Source organism: Ferrimonas sp. YIN67, from assembly GCF_057219095.1.
This window is the reverse complement of record NZ_JBXVVJ010000003.1, coordinates 659,033-676,561: the sequence shown is the minus strand read 5'-3', so window position 1 is coordinate 676,561 and position 17,529 is coordinate 659,033. Positions and strand designations below refer to the sequence as shown.

Sequence of the window (17,529 nt, the reverse complement as noted above, 5' to 3'; positions counted from 1 at the left end):
ACAGGGTTGGCCCGTTAAGATCAGCGACCGCAACCGGAATTGAATTGAGTTCGCCCCTCATCCTGATTACGACTTTGACGTGGGCGCTGATCAGCCCTTGAAGCTTGAGTTCAGCCCTTGTCTCTGCAAGGCTCGCAAATTCTCTGGCCCGGACAGCAGGGAGGCCCAGCGCCGCTTGCTTCGCCCAGCTTGTTATTGCAGCCCGCCTTCCTAGCACCTCACTTGGGGCTCTGTTATCGCGAACTCCTGAAACTTGGCTCAGTGACGAATGGGGATCCCTTCCCGGTGCCGGGGCGTCACGGCTTTGTGCCGTGCGACGGCCCATTTCTCTGGATGGTGTCTGGCGATGACAGAGGCGGTGTGGATCCGGGCGCGGTGGATTGAGTACCGACCGGCAGTGGAGGCTCTACACTTGGAGATGACCACCGATGCTGGGGCCCAGGGCCTGATCAGGGAGAGCGGAGCATGGGTGCCCGGAGTGGGATTCTGACCGCATCGAATTGATGCGGTGTGGTTGTCGCTCGGAGCCACCTTAGGGTGGCACCGGATGGATTCATCGAGGAGTTTGAGATGAAACATCAATTACGCTTTATGTGTGTCCCTGTCGTCGTGGCCAGTGCGCTACTCTCCCTTCCTGCTTATGCCGCCGATTGTGCCGATGTGCAATGGTCCCAGGCGAGCCTGGCACAGGCTCCGGGGCTGGCTGATGCCTGCCAGGCGGTGGTGATGCATGAGGGTCAATCCCAGGTCCAGGTTGAGGCGATCTTTGTGCGCAATCATCCCAACTACAAGGCTGATCTGCTGATCGTCGATCGTAATGGCAATCGCCACAAAACCCGCTGGCACTATGATCGTCACACCCGCTTCAATGAGGGTCTGATGCCAGGCCGCCTGCGTCGTGGTGATAAGATGTCACTCTATTACGGTGGTGACAGTTTCAGCCTGCGCTGAGTTGTTGCTGAGCTGGCGTTCACAACGCCAGCTTCGTCAGGAGAGGGCTAGTGCCCGTCGGGAAGGTTCTTCAGTTCGGCTTCGGCGGCTTCCCTGGCTTTCTCTGCCGCGGTATCGGCCTCTTCGACTTGAGACTGTGCCTCCTCCTGCAGCGAATTCAGGCTGCTGTCGATGGCCGTCTTGCCCTGCTCGACCAGCTCGTCGGCACGTTCAACGGCTTCGTTGTAGGCCTCCCCTGCGCGGGTTGCGGTGTCTTCATAGGCATCGGCTGCGGCCTCCTGCCCCTGCTCAACGACCTCTTTGGCCGCGCCGTAGCCCTCGTTGGCCACCTCTTTGGCCTGCTCGCTGAGTTCGGCGGCCTCCTGTTTGGCTTTCTCTATGGCCTCCTGAGTGTCCTGTTGCTGCTGTTCGCTGCAGGCCACCAGGGCCACCAAGCCTAAAAGCGGGATGAGTCTTCGCATGGCATCTCTCCATTGTTGAACCTGTTAATGAGCATAGCGCAGATATGAAAACGCCCGGCACTTGGCCGGGCGTAGTGGGTAAGTAAGAACTTACTTGAGTGGGGTGTTCCACTTGGCCTTGGCGCGGTCGCGCAGGAAGGCATCTTTAGCCGCCTGATCGGCCTTGCGATCGAAGCCAACCACGGCATGGGCCTTGTCTTTGCTGGTGATATCCGGCAGTGCCACGGGCTGTTTCACGCCCTGTTTGTCCAACACCTTCTTCAGCTCGGCCTGTGCCTTGAGGCCAAGCTCCTGTGCGGAGGCCAGCAGACGCAAGGCTTCGCCCGGGTTGTGGGCATGAATGGCGTGGGAGGCGATGCCGAAGTCCCAGCGCCACTGGGCATGACGGATGTGTTGCAACGCCTGCTGCATCTGGGTCTCACTGGCCCCGGCATCCCAGGCGGCACCCGCTTCGAAGTGCGCACGGACGATGATGGCTTCCGCCTTATCTTTCTCCGCAGCGATCTTAGCCTTGTTGGCTTTGAGCTGGGCTTCCATCTCGGACTGACTATCGTGACAGGAGGAGCAGGCCGCCTCGAAGTTGTCCATGGTGTTGCCCACGTTGTGCTTGGAGAATTTGCGGCCCTGTTCGTTGGTCACCTTGGGCATATGACAATCGATGCAGGTTACGCCAATGTCGGCATGCACGCTGGTGGCCCAGGTTTCAAATTCCGGGTGCTGTGCTTTGAGCATGGGCGCCTTGGAGATGGCATGGGTCCAATCGGAAAAGCCCTTGGCATCGAAGTAGGCTTCGGCGTCTTCGGCGGTCAGGCCCTTGTCCCAGGGAAATTTCACCGTATTGTCGTTGCTGGCGTCGAAGTAGTACTCCACATGACACTGGGCGCAGGTCTGGGAGCCCTGCATTTTACGATCCTGCTCGGCGAACGGCATGTCGACGGAGACCATAGCGCGTTCGGCGTAGGGGCGGGACAGGGTCAGCTTGGGACTGCCACTTTCATGACAGTCGGCACAGCCGATGGCGTTGGAGATCTCGTGCCCCCAGGCACCAAACTTCTTGTTGGCAAACTCGCCTTCGCCATGTTCGTCGATCAGACGGGCCACATCCGGGGTCTTACAGGACCAGCAGGAGGCTGGCATCGGGCCGTCGGCATTGCCCATGGGGGCACCGGTGCGCAGGGTCTGGGCAACGTCGGTCACGGCAAACTGGTGGCCACGTGCCTTCTTGTAATCCTTCATGAACCCATAGCCGGCCCACAGGACGACCAGGTTCGGATTCTCTTCCAGCAGATCGATCACCGTGTCGGTGTCCTGGGTTTCGGCCCAGGAGGCGTACTGTGCCGGGAAGCGCTCTTTCCAGGCTTGGTTATCGGACTGCACAGGTTTTGCCAAAGCGCTGTGGCTCAGGGTGGCGACGGCGATCGCCAGGGTTAACTTTTTCATCATCTCATCATCCTCTTATTCGGCTCACAACGTCGGCCGAATGGAGACAGGATACGAGGCATTTCCTAAAAGAGCATCTTAAGTGTATGTTTTTGGTGGTAAATATTGAGTTGGTTCGCTCCTTGGGGTAACCGGGATGACATTATTTTTCCTTGAGCCAAGTGGGGGGCTGAGCGGGATCACGGCTGGGGATTATTTGCACAACCCTCACTGGGTGTGCTGTATTGGGTCTTCCGGGAGAGATGGGGACTGGAGGCGTTATAGGGGGCTGTACGTATTCTCCCTTGCTGCAGTCGATGGCCGGTCTGGTCGCCTGTGTAATGACATGCTGGTAACAGTGAATTTGACCGCCGTCGGGCCCGGCGGTAGGGTGGGGCGGTTTGATGAGTCATATTCGCCGAGTCTGGGCGAGTGTCACAGAGGAAAATATTCGATGAGAAGCATGGTTATTCGTGGGCTGTGTGCCTTGATGTTATTGGGCTCTACCGCTGCTCACGCCAGCATCAAGGTGGGCTTCGGGGCTGATGAGGGATTGGGGGTGATGTTCCAGTTCAATCAGCGGATCAACGCCTTTATCGGCAATGACGGCGTCACGGCCGATTACCTGCTGCGCCGCGGTCGGCTGGCGGATCTTGACGGGATCCCGCTTAACTGGAATGTGGGGGTCGGCGGCTTTGTTGGCTGGGATCACGGCTATGGCGTGCGGGTCCCCCTGGGTCTGGAGCTGCCCTTTGCGCCGGGTTGGGACGGGATGATGTTCCTGGCTCCGGGTCTGGATTTTGATGACAGCAAGTTTGAGCTGGATCTGGGGATCGGCGTGCGTTACGCCTTCTGAATTTCCTGAGCATATTCACAACAAAGCCCGCCTCTCATGGCGGGCTTTGTTTTTCTGATGTTTTTCTGATGTTTTTCATGGGCTGCTCCCCCATTAAGGGGATCCCATCTACGCTTACTGAGTCGCGTACATGGCCGGTTCTTCATCAGGATGGGTGGAGAGGATCAGGGAGGATATCGCCGTGCTAGTCAAAACCTTAAGTGGGCGGGTGCGCCTGGCCGTACTCTTTCTCGCCTTGCTCTGTGTCGCCGTGGCCCTCAATGCGGGGTGGCGAGCACAACAGCTGGAGCAGCATTTTATCTATCAGAGCCGGCAATTGGCCCAGGCCAAACGCCTAGTGCTGGAGGCGGACAGGGATCTCTACCAGTCGCTGTTTCGCGTGACCAACCTGGTGTCCGAAGGGGACCGAACGCCAAACCAGGAGGTGGCGGCTAACCTGGCTCAGGCACTGGAGCGGACCGCCGAGGCCGCGACCTTGCTGGTGCCGGACCCCCTGGCACAGCAACTGGGCCGCTTCCCACAAGCCATTGCCGAGTATCAGCGTTTGAGTCGGGCCAGGGTTGCCGGAGAGCCCGTCGAGGCGACGGCATTATCGGTGGCGTTTGCTCAGGGCCGCAACTGGCTGGACGATACCGAGGGCGCCTTTGATCGACTGCAGCAGGCGGCAGAGGTGCAAGCGAGTGCCCTGCGCCAGCAGGCTCAGAAGCAAAGCTTGGTGCTGACTCTGCTGTGTCTGGGGCTGTTTGCCCTGGTGGCCTGGTGGTTGCCCGCTTACCTGTCGGGACGGTTGGCGCGCTTTACCGAGACGATTAAGGCACTGAGCCAGGGGGGCAGCCGGGAACAGGCGCTGGAGGTGAAGGGGAGTAACGAGCTGGATAAACTGGCCCGGGCCCTGAATGGGCTGATCACCGTACAGCAGCAACGGCAGGAAGGGATTGTCCAGGCTGCCGAGGCCTTGGAGCGGCAGGGCGGCAATCTGACCGGGATCAGTCGGGAGACAGAAGCCAGCCTGTCGGATCAGGAGCGGGCCATGAGCGAGATCGCCGCTTCGGTGGAGGAGTTGGCGACCACCGTGGCCCAGGTCGCAGAGCAGGCCGGTGAAGGGGCCCTAGGAACCGGGCGGGTCTGCGCGAAGATCCAGGACAGCAGTGAGGAGCTCGAAGGGGTGCGTCAGGTAGCTCAAACTCTGATTGAGCAGAGCCAGCAGACTCAGCAGATGACCGAGGGGCTTCATGCCCACTCCGAGGAGATCGCCTCGGTACTGGAGACCATCAACGGCATTGCCGATCAGACCAACCTGTTGGCGCTCAATGCGGCCATCGAGGCGGCCCGGGCCGGGGAGCAGGGGCGGGGCTTCGCCGTGGTGGCGGACGAGGTGCGAACCCTGGCAGTGCGCACCCAGGAGGCAACCGTGGAGATAGGCAAGACGATTGAACGCCTGCAGGGTGGGGTTGAGCACAGTCGTCACCAGGTGACCGAGGAAACACACAGATTGACCCGCTTCGTCGAGCAGATCCAGTGCATCGTGACTCAGTTCCAGGGGATCTCCGAGGAGGTGCAGGGTGTGGAGATGGGGGCCAGTTATACCGCAACCGCGACGGAGCAGCAGCGTCAGGCCTTGGCCCAGTTGAGTGCCCACCTGGATACCGTGCATCACTCCTACCGCCAACGTCAGGATCAACTCAGCCAGCTCACCCAGGCTTCCCGTGCCATCGAGCAGAGTTGCCGTCAGTTGTTGCAACAGGGAGGCGAGGTAACACACCGGAGTATGCCGATGGCGAGATAAAGGAAAGGCCCCATGCGGGGCCTTTTTCATGCCTTAGTGGCAAGACTCGGCGGTGCCCCTGGAATCGTACTCGATAGAGAGGCTCCGCTATCTGGCTAACCGTTTTAGCCCTGAATGGTCGAGATGTAGTGTTTGACCACTTCCAGAACGAACTCCTGGCAGTCATCGGCGGTGCTTGGATCGTACTTGCCCGCATTGGTGATGTTGTTGGACAGCACGCGGATCCCCAGCATGGGCACCTGGTAGGCTTCGGCCATCATGGCGGCGGAGGAGCTTTCCATCTCTTCGACGCTGGTGCCGAAGTTTTCGTGGATCCACTGGATACGGTCCAGCTCGTTGTTCCAGAAGTTGGCGCCACCCAGGGTGCCTTCAACCACCTTGCCGCGGGTGTACTTACCCTTCACGGCACGGGCAGAGGCCAGCAGCTCGGGGCTGCCTTCGTAGTAGCGGATCTTTTCCGCGTCGGCGGCGCCTTCGCCTTCACCGGCGCTGCCTTCGGACGCCATTACGTCCATGGGGATCCAGCTCATAGGGTCGGAGCCTTCGCCCGCCTTTTTGAACGGGGTCTTCATGCTGCTGTAGTTAACAGCGCGCTTGCCCAGGACGATGTCACCCACATGCAGGGAGGGATCGTGGCCGCCGGAGGTGCCCTGGTTGATGATGGCGCGCGGCTTGTAGCGCTCGATGGCGATGGCGGTGGCCGCAGCGGTGTTCTCGACACCTTTACCTGTCTTGGAAACGATCACCGGGTAGCCATCCAGGGTACCGATGTAAAAGCTAAAGTTACCTGTGTGCTCGATGCGCACATCGTCCAGCTTGGCGGCAAAGTGCTGAGCTTCGATGGGCATGGGGCCCTGGATCAGGATCGGTTGAAGCGGGGCACTGTTTCCTGGAACGGAAACGCTTTTCATCGGGCTTGCTGAGACAACAAAGGCTGCCATCAGCGCACACAGCGCCACGGCGGCATTTTTCAACGGGGTCAGGGTAAACATGTTTTTCTCTATCTGTTTGATTTTATGTTTGTTTTCCTGGGAGGCTTGAGTTCGCCACGGAAAATCCGCGCTAACGTAACAGAAATAGCGTTTGAGGAAAACCGAAAGTCTTTTGGGGAGGTCGCGTCTCTCGGCTTTGAGTTGTAGGAAAGTACAAGGCCCCGTGTCGGGGCCTTGTCTGATCGTTTTGCTCGCGGTGGTGAACCCGGCGGCTCACCTGGCTGATGCTTTTCGGTGCGCTTGCCGGAGATCTGACACTAGAAACGAAGTACTGGGTAGGAGTTTGTCGACAACTGCTGTTTGAACCGTCCCATAGACTCTTCGCTCATTGTCGCGACGCTGGATGCCTTGCTGGCGGCAGAGGGCTGACCGTTCCAGATCACTATTGGCAGGGCCAGGTTGTCACTGGTGGTCAAGGCTAGAAGGTTGGTTCCGTCTTCATCCTCGAACATGAAACCCAGCCCCTGGAAAGTTTCCTGTTCGAAGACACATTGAGTCGCGCTCAGGGTGACGGTAAACAGGTTGACACCCGAATGAGGGGTGAGCTTCCCACTCAGCACACAGCCATCCAGGCCCAGCCCGGAAAAACGGCCATCCGTGGCGAGTGTGATATCAAAACTACCGCTACCGTTCAGTTCACTGCTGCCGCCCGTGACGACACCGGCATAGACCCCACTTTGCGCCAGAGTAAAGGTGGGCTTGGTGTTGCTGCCACCGTCACTGCTGCCGTTACTCTCATTGTTGGATGAACTGCTGCCACCACCGCCGCAACCTGCCAGACCCGCGAACAGGGCCATTACGATCAACTTCCGCATTGCCTTACACTCCATGTATGCTCTATTGGCGCGCCATCAGAGCGTGTTAACCAGTTGTTTTGTTTGTAGCATTTCTTAAGGTGTGCAGAACGGCATTACCTCAAACCCTATGCGCGAGTGTGTTTGAGGTCCTGCTGATAATGTGGAGCTCTGACCGCAGAACCTAGGGCATTTCTCGCTCTTTAATAGGGGCATTGGTTTGGGTTGGGGCTTGCCCGGTTGAAGGGGAGCCTGTTTGAGGATTTAGGCCGGGGCCGTTGTCCGTGTGCTGCCTGGGCTCAATCCTTGGCGCCAGCCAAGTTGGGGTAACGAGAAAGGCCCCATGGGGGCCTTTGGGGGTCAGGGAGTGGCTTGCCTTTGCAACAGGGACTTGATGGCTGCCTTGGGCCCGCTGGCTTGGGGCGCATCTGTGTTGCTCGTTGAGCGCCAGACTGTGAGGGGGTAGGGCAGTGTGCTGCTCATGGTCAGGGCCATCAGGTTGAGGCCGTCGGCATCGTTAAAGAAGAAGGCCAAGCCACTGAACGCTTCGTCGGTCTGGGCGCACTGCCGCAACTGCAGTTGGATCCTGAACAGGTTGGCGACACGGTCGATCTCGGTCAATGTGCCGTCAATGACACAGCCCTGGATATCCATGCCGGTGAATTGCCCGGCCCCGTCCATGGTGAGATCGATCAGGCCATCGGCCGACCAGGCCCCCGCCATCTGGGAGAGGGAGTACTGGTTGTCGCTAAGTGGATCCCGCTGCAGATCGAGGGCCTGTTGCTGGCCCATCCCCTGTCGCATCATGTTGCCCGTGCAGCGACCGCCCCGTAACTGGGCCTGGAACTGGACCTGCTCCCACAGGCAATTGTCGTAGAGACAGCCATAGAGGCGCCCCTGGGCTTGCAGCTCACCATTGCTGCCGTTGGCAGCGTATTCGCCCAAGGCAAAGTCGACATCCAGGCTCTCTTTGATACTGAAGGACTGGATCTCACCGTCAGGCGCCATCAACGCCAGGGTGATGTAGGGATCGGCCAAGGGGCCGACGGTTCCCGCATACACCCCACTGGTTGCCGCAGTGAGAGTGGGGTTCGTTGGGCTCCCTGAACCGTTTGAGCCGTCGGAGTCACCCCCGCCACAGCCCATCAGTCCGACAGCCAGGAACCAGACTAATGTATGACGCATCATCAAAACCTCCTATCTCGAGAGGATCCTTTAAGTCTAGGTAGGGGAGAGGGCTGTGGGCGACGAAGGCATGATCTGGATCAATGCTTGGTGGATGGTTTCGGTGGAAGCCGCAACAAAAAGGCCCCTTGCGGGGCCTTGAGGATCCTGTTGCGAATAGCCTTTAGACCGCGGCGATCTTGGCCAGTACGCGCCCGGCGGCGGCGATGGTGGCGTCGATGTCCTCATCGGAGTGGGCCATGGAGAGGAAGCCCGCCTCATAGGCGGAAGGCGCCAGGTTGATCCCCTCCTCCAGCATGCCGTGGAAGAACGCTTTGAAGTGCTCCATGTTGCAGCGGGTCACCTGAGCGAAGGAGGTGATCTCTTGCTCTTCGGTGAAGAAGAAGCCGAACATGCCGCCGACATAATTGATCGCCATGGGCACGCCAGCCTTGTCCGCTTCGGCTTTAAGGCCCTTGGCCACGCGCTCGGTCTTGGCGGACAGCTCCTCATACAGGCCGGGCTGCTGCAGCACCTCCAGCTGGGCCAGGCCGGCGGCCATGGCGACCGGGTTGCCGGACAGGGTACCGGCCTGGTAAACCGGGCCGTTGGGGGCCAGGTGGGCCATCACCTCGGCACGACCGCCGAAGGCGCCCACCGGCATGCCGCCGCCGATCACCTTACCCAGGCACACCAGATCCGGGGTGACGCCGTAGTAGCCATGGGCGCCGGTGAGGGAGACGCGGAAGCCGGTCATCACCTCATCGATGATCAGCAGGGCGCCGTGCTCATCACACAAGGCGCGCAGCCCCTCGAGGAAGCCCTTCACCGGTGGGATACAGTTCATGTTACCGGCCACCGGCTCCAGGATGATGGCGCCGATCTCACCCGGATTGGATTCAAACAGGGCTTTGACGCTGGCCAGATCGTTGTAGTCGGCGGTCAGGGTGTGCTTAGCAAAGTCGGCAGGGACGCCCGGACTGGTAGGCTCGCCAAAGGTGAGCATGCCTGAGCCGGCTTTCACCAGCAGGCAGTCGGCGTGGCCATGATAGCAGCCTTCGAACTTGATGAACTTGTCACGACCGGTGAAGCCACGGGCCAGGCGCAGGGCGCTCATGGTGGCTTCGGTGCCTGAGTTGACCATGCGAACCTGATCGACGCTGGGCAGCAGTTTGCACACCAGGTTGGCCATCTCCACCTCGGCGGCGGTGGGGGCGCCGAAGGAGAGTCCCTTGTGGGCGGCTTCGATCACCGCGTTACGGATGGTGTCGTGGTTGTGGCCGAGGATCATCGGGCCCCAGGAGCCGACATAGTCGATGTACTTTTTGCCGTCGACATCAATAAGGTAGGCACCGTCGGCGCTGTCGATAAAGAGGGGCGTGCCGCCCACACCTTTAAAGGCACGGACCGGGGAGTTCACTCCGCCGGGGATGGTTTGTTGGGCCTGTTCAAACAGAGATTCGCTGCGAGTCATTGGGGGTCCTTGATCCTTGTCTACCGGCCGGGCCGGTGAGAATGCGTTGCCTTGAGTGCCAACTGTTGTACCGTCATGCACCCAAGGTTGTTATCCAGTGAGGGGAGGGTGGCATTTTGTGACGGGGTTGATCAAGGGGAAGGATCACAGGGTGGGTGAAAATCTAGGGTGAACAGGGGGATGGCATTGAAACAAAACGCCCCCGTTTGGCGGAGGCGTTGAAGGCAAGGCGCGGCTGACGATCAGCGACGCTCGGTCATGATCTCCCGGGAGAACGCCTTTTCACAGTAGTGGCACTTGAGGCGAATGTCGTCGCCTTTGGCGGCCACGGTGAAGCGGGTGGCCACAGGCTCGGCATGGGTGATGCAGTTGCTGTTGGGGCACTGGAACACACCACGGATCTGATCCGGCAGGGAGAGCTGAAGCTTGCGGGTCACCCGGTACTCTTCGATCTGGTTGACGGTACAGTTGGGAGCCAGCAGGGCCAGCTGGTTGGCCAGATCTTCATCGATAAAGACGTTTTCAATCTTGATCAGATCTTTGTGGCCCGCTTCCGAGGAGGGCAGGTTCAGGCCGATGGTGATGCGGTTCTCCGACTTATGCAGCTGGAACAGGCGCAGTACCTTGATGCCACTGTGGGCGGGAATGTGGTCGATCACCGAACCGTTGCGGATCGCTTCCACCAGCAGCTTGTTGTCTTTGGTCATCTTGGTGGCTCCTTTATTGGGGATCGACGTTGGATTGTTCGTTGAGTACCAGGCTCAGCAGGGCCTGGCGAGCGTAGATCCCGTTTTCCGCCTGCTGGAAGTAGTAGGCGTAGGGCGTGGCATCGACATCCGTGGTGATCTCATCGATGCGGGGCAGGGGATGCAGGACCTTCAGGTTGTTCCGTGCACCCTTTAGCACTTCGGCCGTCAGGATGTAGGCGGACTTGACGTGGGCGTATTCGGACTCGTCGAAGCGCTCCTTCTGTACCCGGGTCATGTAGAGGATATCCAGCTCGGGGATCGCCTTATCGATGCTGTTGATGATCCGGTAGCTGATCCCCGCCGCATCCAACTCTTCACAGATGTAGTCCGGCATCGCCAGCACATCCGGGGCGATGAAGTAGAAGGTAATGTTGTCGAACTTGGCCAGGGCCTGGGTCAGGGAGTGGACGGTGCGGCCATATTTGAGATCACCGACGAAGGCGACGTTGAGGTTATCCAACCGTCCCTGGGTTTCATAGATGGAGAAGAGGTCCAGCAGGGTTTGCGAGGGGTGCTGGTTAGATCCGTCACCGCCATTGATGATCGGCACGCCGTTGGAGAATTCGGTGGCCAGGCGGGCTGCGCCCTCCTGAGGGTGGCGCATGACGAAGGCATCCACGTAAGAGCTGATCACCTGGACGGAGTCGGACAGGGTCTCGCCCTTCTTGGCCAGGGAGGTGTTGCCGCCGTTGTCAAAGCCGATGACACTGCCGCCCAGGCGCTGCACTGCGGTCTCGAAGGAGAGGCGTGTGCGGGTGGAGGGCTCGAAAAAGCAGCTGGCGATCACCTTGTCTTTGAGCAAGGTGGGGTCGGGCTGGGCCTTTAACACTCCGGCGGTTTTGACGATAAGCTCCAGCTCGGAACGGCTGAGTTCCGGAATGGAGATGATGTGCTTGCGGTATAACGAATTCGTCATAACGTGTCTTCCCTCGAGGCCTGTAGGTACAAATTTTTCTCGAAAAAAAGCCCCCTGGATCAGGAGGCTTTTTACCATCTTACGGAAATAACGGGCCAACCCGCCGAGATGCGGCAATGTAGACTGGTGTGACAGTCGACAAGGGTGGTCATTTTTCATCCTTCGATGGTCGATTTTTCGGTGGATTATACCCCCATCTGACTCAGGTGCAAGAGGCACAGAGGGCAAGAATTTACTTCAGAACAAAGTGTTAATTAATTGTTGTTTGCAAAGGGGGAAAGGAGGAGCGCTTTGCACTGCTCCGGCGGCGGGATGAAGGTTAATGATTTGTTGCAGGTGCGGGTTTCGTGAGTTTCGAGGGAAATTCGTACAATGCGGTTTGTCCGGCACAAAATGCAGTGGTATTCCCGTGTCTGGCATAAGTTGTTGGCCGGGGAAGCGCCCGTTGGCCCAGGGCAGAGTCGCGGGCTGATCCAAGCCAAGTGTGTGCGGGCCAAGGTTATCGTGGGCTTTTGGCCAAGGCGGCCGTTCAGGCTTCGCCGGTTCGAAAATAGCGATGCAACATGGCCCAGCTGATCAGGCCGACAGGCGTTTGCTTGTCGTTGTGGTAGATGTAAACCATGCCGGTGCGCTTGGGCTCAAGCAGCCGGTAGACTTCGGCCAGGGTCGCGCTGTCGGGCAGCCCCTCCAGGGGCGTCTGTTTCAATGGGCTCCCTTGTCGATCGGCAAAGTCGTCGTGGAGGGTGATCAGTGCCTGCCCCTCATCGATTGGGATCAGCAGACGGTGGCCCTCGGCCTGTTTGAGCAGAGTCAACTGCTCCTGTTGCGGCAGATCCGGCCGTACCGCCACCAGATCCCTGTCCATCAGCGCCAGTACCCCGGTTTTCTGCAACGCCTCTTCCAGTGGGGGGACCTTATAGGGCAGCCCCATGATCTCAAGCTGATGCAGGAAGATGGCCCGGGCGCCCAGTCCCTGGTGGGCCAGCAGGAAGGCGGGCAGAGCTACCAGCAGGAAGGGCACGATCACGCTGGCGTTATCGGTCAGCTCCACCAGAGCCAGCAGGGATGCCAGGGGGGCATTGAGGCAGACCCCCATCATGGCGGTCATGGTGATGGCGGCGTAGAGGCTCTGATATTCGCCGACCTGGGGCAGGAGGGGAGTCAGGATCAACACCAGCAGGGCCCCGAGCAGTGCGCCGATCCCATATAGGGGGCCGATCAACCCGCCGGGGATCCCCAGGCCCAGGGCGGCGATGGTCAATACCACTTTACCCGCCAGCAGGCCGAAGATCAGCCCCAGGCTGATCTCCTTGCTGTGGGCCAATAGAACCACGCCATTTTCGCCGCCCAGGGCGCCGGGCAGCAGGACACCAACGGAGGCGGTGATGATCCCGGCCAGGGCAAATCTGAGCCAGAGGGGCCAGTGCGCACTGCGACGGGTGGTGTGCAGCAGGGCATGGTTAAACAGGGCCGCAACGGCACCGAGTACCAGGCCAAACAGCAGCAGAGTGGGGTACTGCTCCAGGGGCATGCGCAGCAGATCCAGCTGCTCATAGATATGATGTTCACCGAACACGGCCCGATAGATCACCGAGCCTGTGATGGCGGCGATCATGATGGGCAGGAAATAATGGATCTTGTACTCCCTCAAGACCACTTCCAGGACGAACAGCACGCCGGCAAGGGGAGTGTTAAAGATCGCCGCTATCCCGGCCGCTATGCCGCAAGAGGAGAGGATCCGCATGGTGTTATCGGGCAGTTCCCACTTCTTGGCTACCATGGTGGCGGCGGAGGCGCCGATGTGGACCGCGGGCCCCTCTTTGCCGACGGAGAAGCCGCAGGCCAGGGCGACCACGGCATGAAAAAACTGGCTGACGCCGGAGCCGAGCGGGATCCGGCCATAGAAACACTTTACCCTGTGGATCACATAGGCGATCCCCATGCGGCGGTAGGCCGCCTTGGAGTGGCGGATCAACTGGTGGATCACGGCGGCACCGGTAATGGGCAATGCGATTCGCATCCACAGCGGCAGCTGGGTAAAATCGTTCGACTCGACCCAGAGCAGTGCCTGCAAGCCATTGATGGCCAACTGAAACAGGACAATGAAGCCGCTCGCCAACATCCCCACAAGCAGTGCCAGCACGCATAATTGCAGGCTGATGCGGGGATTGGACAGGCGAAATTTGTGCTCAGTGATCATGTCGACAGTGTTTAGAGGCCAATTGTGGCAAGTTTATCACCTGTAATTCTAAGAAAACCAACATGATGCAATATATACGACACCGTGCCCACGCACTGGCTCATTTTGAACGGCGCCTCAACCCCCGAGGATGGGTGTTGTTGCTGATTTTGCTGGTGACCCTGGCTGCCGGTTATGGGTTGCGTTTCCTGGTGGATCTTGAGCGGGCTCGTGCATTGGCACAGCTGAGCATGACCCAGAAAGAGTGGCAAAGCGAGCGGCTGCAATTGGAGCGAGATCGGGCCGCACTGCAGCTCGAGCTGAAGATGGAGCAGCAAAGCCAGCAGGAGACCCGCGCCTTGATGGCGCATCAACGTGATCAGCTTAACGAGCTGGAGCGGGAGTTGGCATTTTATCGCAACATCATGGCCCCGGAGAAAACCGCCGATGGTGTGTTTGTTCATGATCTGGTGCTGGATGAAACCGCCAGTGCCCAGCGTTTTCGTCTGCGCCTGGTGTTGACCCAGCAGAAGGTGCAGAAACGCTTTGCCCGGGGCGATGTAACCCTGGTGATGGACGGCAGCCTCAATGGTCGCTCCCACAGTGTGACCGTCAAACCCGATGGGAAGGCGAGCCAAATGGCGTTTTCTTTCCGTTATTTCCAGCAGCTTGATGAAGAGCTCGTGCTGCCGGATGGGTTTTACCCTGAGCGCCTGACGGTGCAGATCCGGCTGCCAGCCGGTAACGGTCAGAGTGCTGCCCGAACCGAGAGCCGCTACCTGTTTACCGATCTGGTCAGTGCCCAGGTGCTGATGCGCCTGAAGGAGAAAGCTTGAATGCTTTAGTCGGGTATTGGATAATCCCCCGGTCAAAGACTGAGAGGTAATCATGACTGCTGCCGTTGAACAAGCCCTGCCGATTGAGTTCTCCGATGCGGCTGCCGCCAAAGTGAAGGCGCTGCTGCTGGAGGAGGAAAATCCGGAACTGAAACTGCGCGTGTACGTGACTGGTGGCGGTTGCTCCGGTTTCCAGTACGGTTTTACCTTCGATGAGAAGGTCAATGAAGGCGACTTCACCATAGAGAAAGAGGGGGTAACCCTGCTGGTGGATGCCATGAGTCTGCAGTATCTGGTGGGCGGCGAGGTGGATTACACCGAGGGGCTGGAGGGCAGTCGCTTCTTCGTCAGCAACCCGAATGCCACCTCGACCTGTGGTTGTGGAGCCTCCTTCTCCATCTGACGTACCCAATCTGATCCGCGATTGATACGCCCGGCAGTGCTTCCGCATTGCCGGGCGTTTTGCGTGGGGCCGTCAGACATACTTTGTTGCACTGTAACTCGTACTGCAAATGAGTGGCTTGTCGATTTGCGCCTGTGCTTTGGTGGACAGTCAGCGCTTGGTCATCTTCTTTTACAGACGGATCTGGGAGCGGTTGTCGCGCCCTGGAACGGAGATGGACGGGCAGGAGCATGGGAAAAGCAATCGGGCATGGCTTTGAACGGCACGGCAATCACTATGGTCGAGAACGACCGGGATGGTATGGCAGGCTCCGTTGGCGGCGGAGTTTTTCCCTGCCCAGGGTGGACTGGACCTGGGTGTGGCGCGAAGTGCGCGATACCCTGGCGGTGGCGGCGTTTCTGTTGATTGCACTGTCGATGTTGTTGGCGGTCTGGCAGCGGGAGTCGGGGGGACGGCCGGTGACCGGTCCGACTCAGTCGGTGGCACTGTCAGAAGATCGCGTGGCCCATCGGCTGGTTTGGTTGCGGGCCCAGTATGATCAGCAAGGCGTGCGTGTGGCCGAGCTTGAGCGGCGAGCCAGTGTGGCCAATGATGCCCTGCCTCAGAGCATTGTTCCTAGCCTGGAGCAGTTGCACCGGGAGCGACTGCGGCTGGCCGAACTGCGCGATGAGTTGCTGCTCTTGGGGCCGTGAGCGAATAGCCTAGGGTGCGTTGAGGGCAGGGTTGCCTGCGCCCGAGTGGATTATCTGGACAAAAAAGCGGCCCGATGGGCCGCTTGGTTATTTGCTGGGAGGCATAGCCTTACTTGTGCATAGTGCCGTGGTTATCCAGCAGCTTCTGGGCGTAGTCGTCAGACTCGCTGTGGCACTGACCACAGGCGAAGCCCTGCTGCAGGTAGGGGTACATATGGGTGTCCTTGGCCTCAGCATCCACCAACTGACCGCGTGCGTCGTGCAGGTCGATGGCGAAGGTGTGGATGCGGATATCACCGCGCAGTTCCTGGGTCGCTTTGCCGTCACCGGTGACATAGCCTGAGGTGGCGTTCTTCACCACTTCCGGCATGTGACAGGTCTTACACTCTAAGCCTGCGTGCAGGGTGGAGTTGAACTCAACCGCATGGTCGCCGCTGTGACAGTCGGTACAGGCCTTGACTGCGCCCTGATGGATAGCTTCATCCTGGTTCAGGGTGGACTTGTGGGTATCGTGACAGATAGCACAGGCGTTCTCGGCACCGTAGTAGAGCGGGAACTTGGTGTAGTGCTTACCGGTGATCTCGAAGGTATCGGGGTCGATCGCCATCAACTCATCGTGGGTCTGATGGTGACGTGGCAGGCCACTGCGGACCATCACTCGGGCACCATACTCGGGGGCGGCATCAGCAACCTCCTGCGTGATCTCACCGGCTTCCAGGGCGGCCGAAACGGCCTTGTTAAAGGAGCTCTCATAGCCCTTGGCATGGGTCCGATCACCGTCGCGGGTATGACACTCGGCGCAGTGCAGCGCCTCGCCATAGCCCATGGTCTCACTTTGCAGGGACTCGCTAGTGCGCGGCGCCGCATTACGGGTGATCAGCTCAGGATCCCCGCTTTGGGCATGGGCCAGGCCAGCGCCGTGACAGGCTTCACATTGGACACCGGCGGCAACAAAGGTGCCGTGGACTCCAGGCAGGTCGTCCTGTTTCTGTGGATTGAGGGTCTCATCGAAGGGCTTCCAGCCGGTGGTGTGGCAGTGGCCACAATCCCACGGCTTGTTGACGGAGCCGGCGTTGTAGTTGGACATGATCTGATCGTCCAGCCCCAGTGCTTCGGCATGGAGATTGTGCTGGGCCTGGGCGCCAGTCACCAGATAGCCGTCGGCATCCATCCAGCGCAGTTTCCAGCCGTAGCCGCCGGAGGTATAACTGATGTCGGCGTAGCTGTTTGGGGTACCCAAAACGTTATCGGTTGGGTTGCCATTGTTGTCGATCTGCTCCAATGCGCCTTCTACGTCGTGGTAGGGGAAGACAGGCGCTTCGTCGTTGGCGATCTGCATGATCTTGAAGTTATGGCCATGCTTCTGATGGGCAACCGTATCGGGATCCATCGCTTCGTGGCAACCCAGACAGCTTTGGCTTCCGGCGAAGATGGCTTCATTGACGGTGACTGTGATGGTACCTGTGGCTTCATCAGTGCCATCACTGACGGTGTACTGGATGGCGGCGTCCCCGACAAACCCTTTAGGGTTGAACAGGATGCGATCGCCTTCGGTCGTGACGCTGCCGTTGTCCACGGTGGCATTACTCAGGGTCAACACATCGCCTTGGTCGGCATCGCTGGCGTGCAGCATCGGATTGATGGTCAGCGCAATATTGCTTTCGGTGATGCGGCTGCTGTCCTCGGCCACCGGCGGAGTATTCACAGGTGGGGGCGTGTTGTCGTCTTTGCTGTCGCTGCCACAGGCGGTCAGGAACAGGGTTCCCATCACCAGTGCCAGGGTCTGTTTTTGGAAGGTCATCATCATTCTCCTGCGACGTTTATACGTCTTTTTATAAGCAGGCTAAGTATCCAAAA

Annotated in this window: 16 protein-coding genes; 6 read left to right on the top strand and 10 right to left on the bottom strand. The window is 59.3% G+C overall.

What is annotated here, in order from left to right; translation table 11 throughout:
- Positions 1–570 precede the first annotated feature (570 nt).
- Positions 571–951: a hypothetical protein gene (locus tag AC2D8U_RS10270; RefSeq protein WP_484618941.1), complete on the top strand. Its 381-nt coding sequence runs from the start codon at positions 571–573 to the stop codon at positions 949–951.
- 47 nt (positions 952–998) lie between these two features.
- Here AC2D8U_RS10270 and AC2D8U_RS10265 read toward each other — a convergent pair whose 3' ends face one another.
- Complete coding sequence (locus tag AC2D8U_RS10265; protein WP_484618940.1) at positions 999–1,412, bottom strand: hypothetical protein; 414 nt, start codon at positions 1,410–1,412, stop codon at positions 999–1,001.
- A 90-nt stretch (positions 1,413–1,502) separates the two neighbouring features.
- Complete coding sequence (locus AC2D8U_RS10260) at positions 1,503–2,855, bottom strand: ammonia-forming cytochrome c nitrite reductase subunit c552 (protein ID WP_484618939.1); 1,353 nt, start codon at positions 2,853–2,855, stop codon at positions 1,503–1,505.
- 430 nt (positions 2,856–3,285) lie between these two features.
- Between AC2D8U_RS10260 and AC2D8U_RS10255 the strand changes: the two genes are divergently transcribed.
- Complete coding sequence (locus AC2D8U_RS10255; RefSeq protein WP_484618938.1) at positions 3,286–3,687, top strand: hypothetical protein; 402 nt, start codon at positions 3,286–3,288, stop codon at positions 3,685–3,687.
- 181 nt (positions 3,688–3,868) lie between these two features.
- The gene (locus AC2D8U_RS10250; RefSeq protein WP_484618937.1) at positions 3,869–5,473 is read left to right on the top strand and encodes a methyl-accepting chemotaxis protein; all 1,605 of its coding nucleotides are present in this window, start codon (positions 3,869–3,871) and stop codon (positions 5,471–5,473) included.
- 104 nt (positions 5,474–5,577) lie between these two features.
- Here the strand turns inward: AC2D8U_RS10250 and AC2D8U_RS10245 are convergent, their stop codons facing one another.
- The 7 genes from AC2D8U_RS10245 to AC2D8U_RS10215 all read right to left on the bottom strand — a co-directional run bounded on the left by AC2D8U_RS10245 (position 5,578) and on the right by AC2D8U_RS10215 (position 13,762).
- Complete coding sequence (locus AC2D8U_RS10245) at positions 5,578–6,465, bottom strand: 5'-methylthioadenosine/S-adenosylhomocysteine nucleosidase (RefSeq protein WP_484618936.1); 888 nt, start codon at positions 6,463–6,465, stop codon at positions 5,578–5,580.
- 257 nt (positions 6,466–6,722) lie between these two features.
- Entirely contained in the window at positions 6,723–7,280 is a 558-nt protein-coding gene (locus tag AC2D8U_RS10240) for a hypothetical protein (RefSeq protein ID WP_484618935.1), read from the bottom strand.
- Positions 7,281–7,619: 339 nt separating this feature from the next.
- A complete protein-coding gene (locus AC2D8U_RS10235; protein WP_484618934.1) occupies positions 7,620–8,447 on the bottom strand; it encodes a hypothetical protein in 828 nt (275 codons plus the stop codon).
- A 160-nt stretch (positions 8,448–8,607) separates the two neighbouring features.
- Positions 8,608–9,897 carry a glutamate-1-semialdehyde 2,1-aminomutase gene (hemL, locus tag AC2D8U_RS10230; RefSeq protein WP_484618933.1) on the bottom strand — a complete coding sequence of 430 codons (1,290 nt, stop codon included), beginning with the start codon at positions 9,895–9,897 and terminating at the stop codon, positions 8,608–8,610.
- Positions 9,898–10,139: 242 nt separating this feature from the next.
- Positions 10,140–10,604 (bottom strand): aspartate carbamoyltransferase regulatory subunit, encoded by a 465-nt coding sequence (gene pyrI / locus AC2D8U_RS10225; RefSeq protein WP_484618932.1) that lies wholly within the window; start codon positions 10,602–10,604, stop codon positions 10,140–10,142.
- Positions 10,605–10,617: 13 nt separating this feature from the next.
- Positions 10,618–11,562: an aspartate carbamoyltransferase gene (gene pyrB, locus AC2D8U_RS10220; RefSeq protein WP_484618931.1), complete on the bottom strand. Its 945-nt coding sequence runs from the start codon at positions 11,560–11,562 to the stop codon at positions 10,618–10,620.
- 529 nt (positions 11,563–12,091) lie between these two features.
- Positions 12,092–13,762, bottom strand: coding sequence for a chloride channel protein (locus AC2D8U_RS10215; protein ID WP_484618930.1), 1,671 nt, complete (start codon positions 13,760–13,762; stop codon positions 12,092–12,094).
- Positions 13,763–13,824: 62 nt separating this feature from the next.
- Here AC2D8U_RS10215 and AC2D8U_RS10210 point away from each other — a divergent pair, with 62 nt between their 5' ends.
- The 3 genes from AC2D8U_RS10210 to AC2D8U_RS10200 all read left to right on the top strand — a co-directional run bounded on the left by AC2D8U_RS10210 (position 13,825) and on the right by AC2D8U_RS10200 (position 15,672).
- Entirely contained in the window at positions 13,825–14,577 is a 753-nt protein-coding gene (locus AC2D8U_RS10210) for a DUF6776 family protein (RefSeq protein ID WP_484618929.1), read from the top strand.
- Positions 14,578–14,629: 52 nt separating this feature from the next.
- Positions 14,630–14,980, top strand: coding sequence for an iron-sulfur cluster insertion protein ErpA (gene erpA / locus AC2D8U_RS10205; RefSeq protein ID WP_484618928.1), 351 nt, complete (start codon positions 14,630–14,632; stop codon positions 14,978–14,980).
- Positions 14,981–15,210: 230 nt separating this feature from the next.
- Positions 15,211–15,672 carry a hypothetical protein gene (locus AC2D8U_RS10200; protein WP_484618927.1) on the top strand — a complete coding sequence of 154 codons (462 nt, stop codon included), beginning with the start codon at positions 15,211–15,213 and terminating at the stop codon, positions 15,670–15,672.
- Between the two features lie 109 nt (positions 15,673–15,781).
- Here the strand turns inward: AC2D8U_RS10200 and AC2D8U_RS10195 are convergent, their stop codons facing one another.
- A complete protein-coding gene (locus AC2D8U_RS10195) occupies positions 15,782–17,473 on the bottom strand; it encodes an Ig-like domain-containing protein (RefSeq protein ID WP_484618926.1) in 1,692 nt (563 codons plus the stop codon).
- Positions 17,474–17,529 lie beyond the last annotated feature (56 nt).

Bases quoted from the DNA above. Each gene is read 5' to 3' on its own strand.
- AC2D8U_RS10265 (WP_484618940.1), bottom strand. From the start codon at position 1,412: ATGCGAAGACTCATCCCGCTTTTAGGCTTGGTGGCCCTGGTGGCCTGC.
- AC2D8U_RS10195 (WP_484618926.1), bottom strand. From the start codon at position 17,473: ATGACCTTCCAAAAACAGACCCTGGCACTGGTGATGGGAACCCTGTTC.
- AC2D8U_RS10210 (WP_484618929.1), top strand. From the start codon at position 13,825: ATGATGCAATATATACGACACCGTGCCCACGCACTGGCTCATTTTGAA.
- AC2D8U_RS10255 (WP_484618938.1), top strand. From the start codon at position 3,286: ATGAGAAGCATGGTTATTCGTGGGCTGTGTGCCTTGATGTTATTGGGC.
- pyrI (WP_484618932.1), bottom strand. From the start codon at position 10,604: ATGACCAAAGACAACAAGCTGCTGGTGGAAGCGATCCGCAACGGTTCG.
- hemL (WP_484618933.1), bottom strand. From the start codon at position 9,897: ATGACTCGCAGCGAATCTCTGTTTGAACAGGCCCAACAAACCATCCCC.
- AC2D8U_RS10270 (WP_484618941.1), top strand. From the start codon at position 571: ATGAAACATCAATTACGCTTTATGTGTGTCCCTGTCGTCGTGGCCAGT.
- AC2D8U_RS10215 (WP_484618930.1), bottom strand. From the start codon at position 13,762: ATGATCACTGAGCACAAATTTCGCCTGTCCAATCCCCGCATCAGCCTG.
- AC2D8U_RS10240 (WP_484618935.1), bottom strand. From the start codon at position 7,280: ATGCGGAAGTTGATCGTAATGGCCCTGTTCGCGGGTCTGGCAGGTTGC.
- pyrB (WP_484618931.1), bottom strand. From the start codon at position 11,562: ATGACGAATTCGTTATACCGCAAGCACATCATCTCCATTCCGGAACTC.
- AC2D8U_RS10260 (WP_484618939.1), bottom strand. From the start codon at position 2,855: ATGATGAAAAAGTTAACCCTGGCGATCGCCGTCGCCACCCTGAGCCAC.
- AC2D8U_RS10200 (WP_484618927.1), top strand. From the start codon at position 15,211: ATGGGAAAAGCAATCGGGCATGGCTTTGAACGGCACGGCAATCACTAT.
- erpA (WP_484618928.1), top strand. From the start codon at position 14,630: ATGACTGCTGCCGTTGAACAAGCCCTGCCGATTGAGTTCTCCGATGCG.
- AC2D8U_RS10245 (WP_484618936.1), bottom strand. From the start codon at position 6,465: ATGTTTACCCTGACCCCGTTGAAAAATGCCGCCGTGGCGCTGTGTGCG.
- AC2D8U_RS10235 (WP_484618934.1), bottom strand. From the start codon at position 8,447: ATGATGCGTCATACATTAGTCTGGTTCCTGGCTGTCGGACTGATGGGC.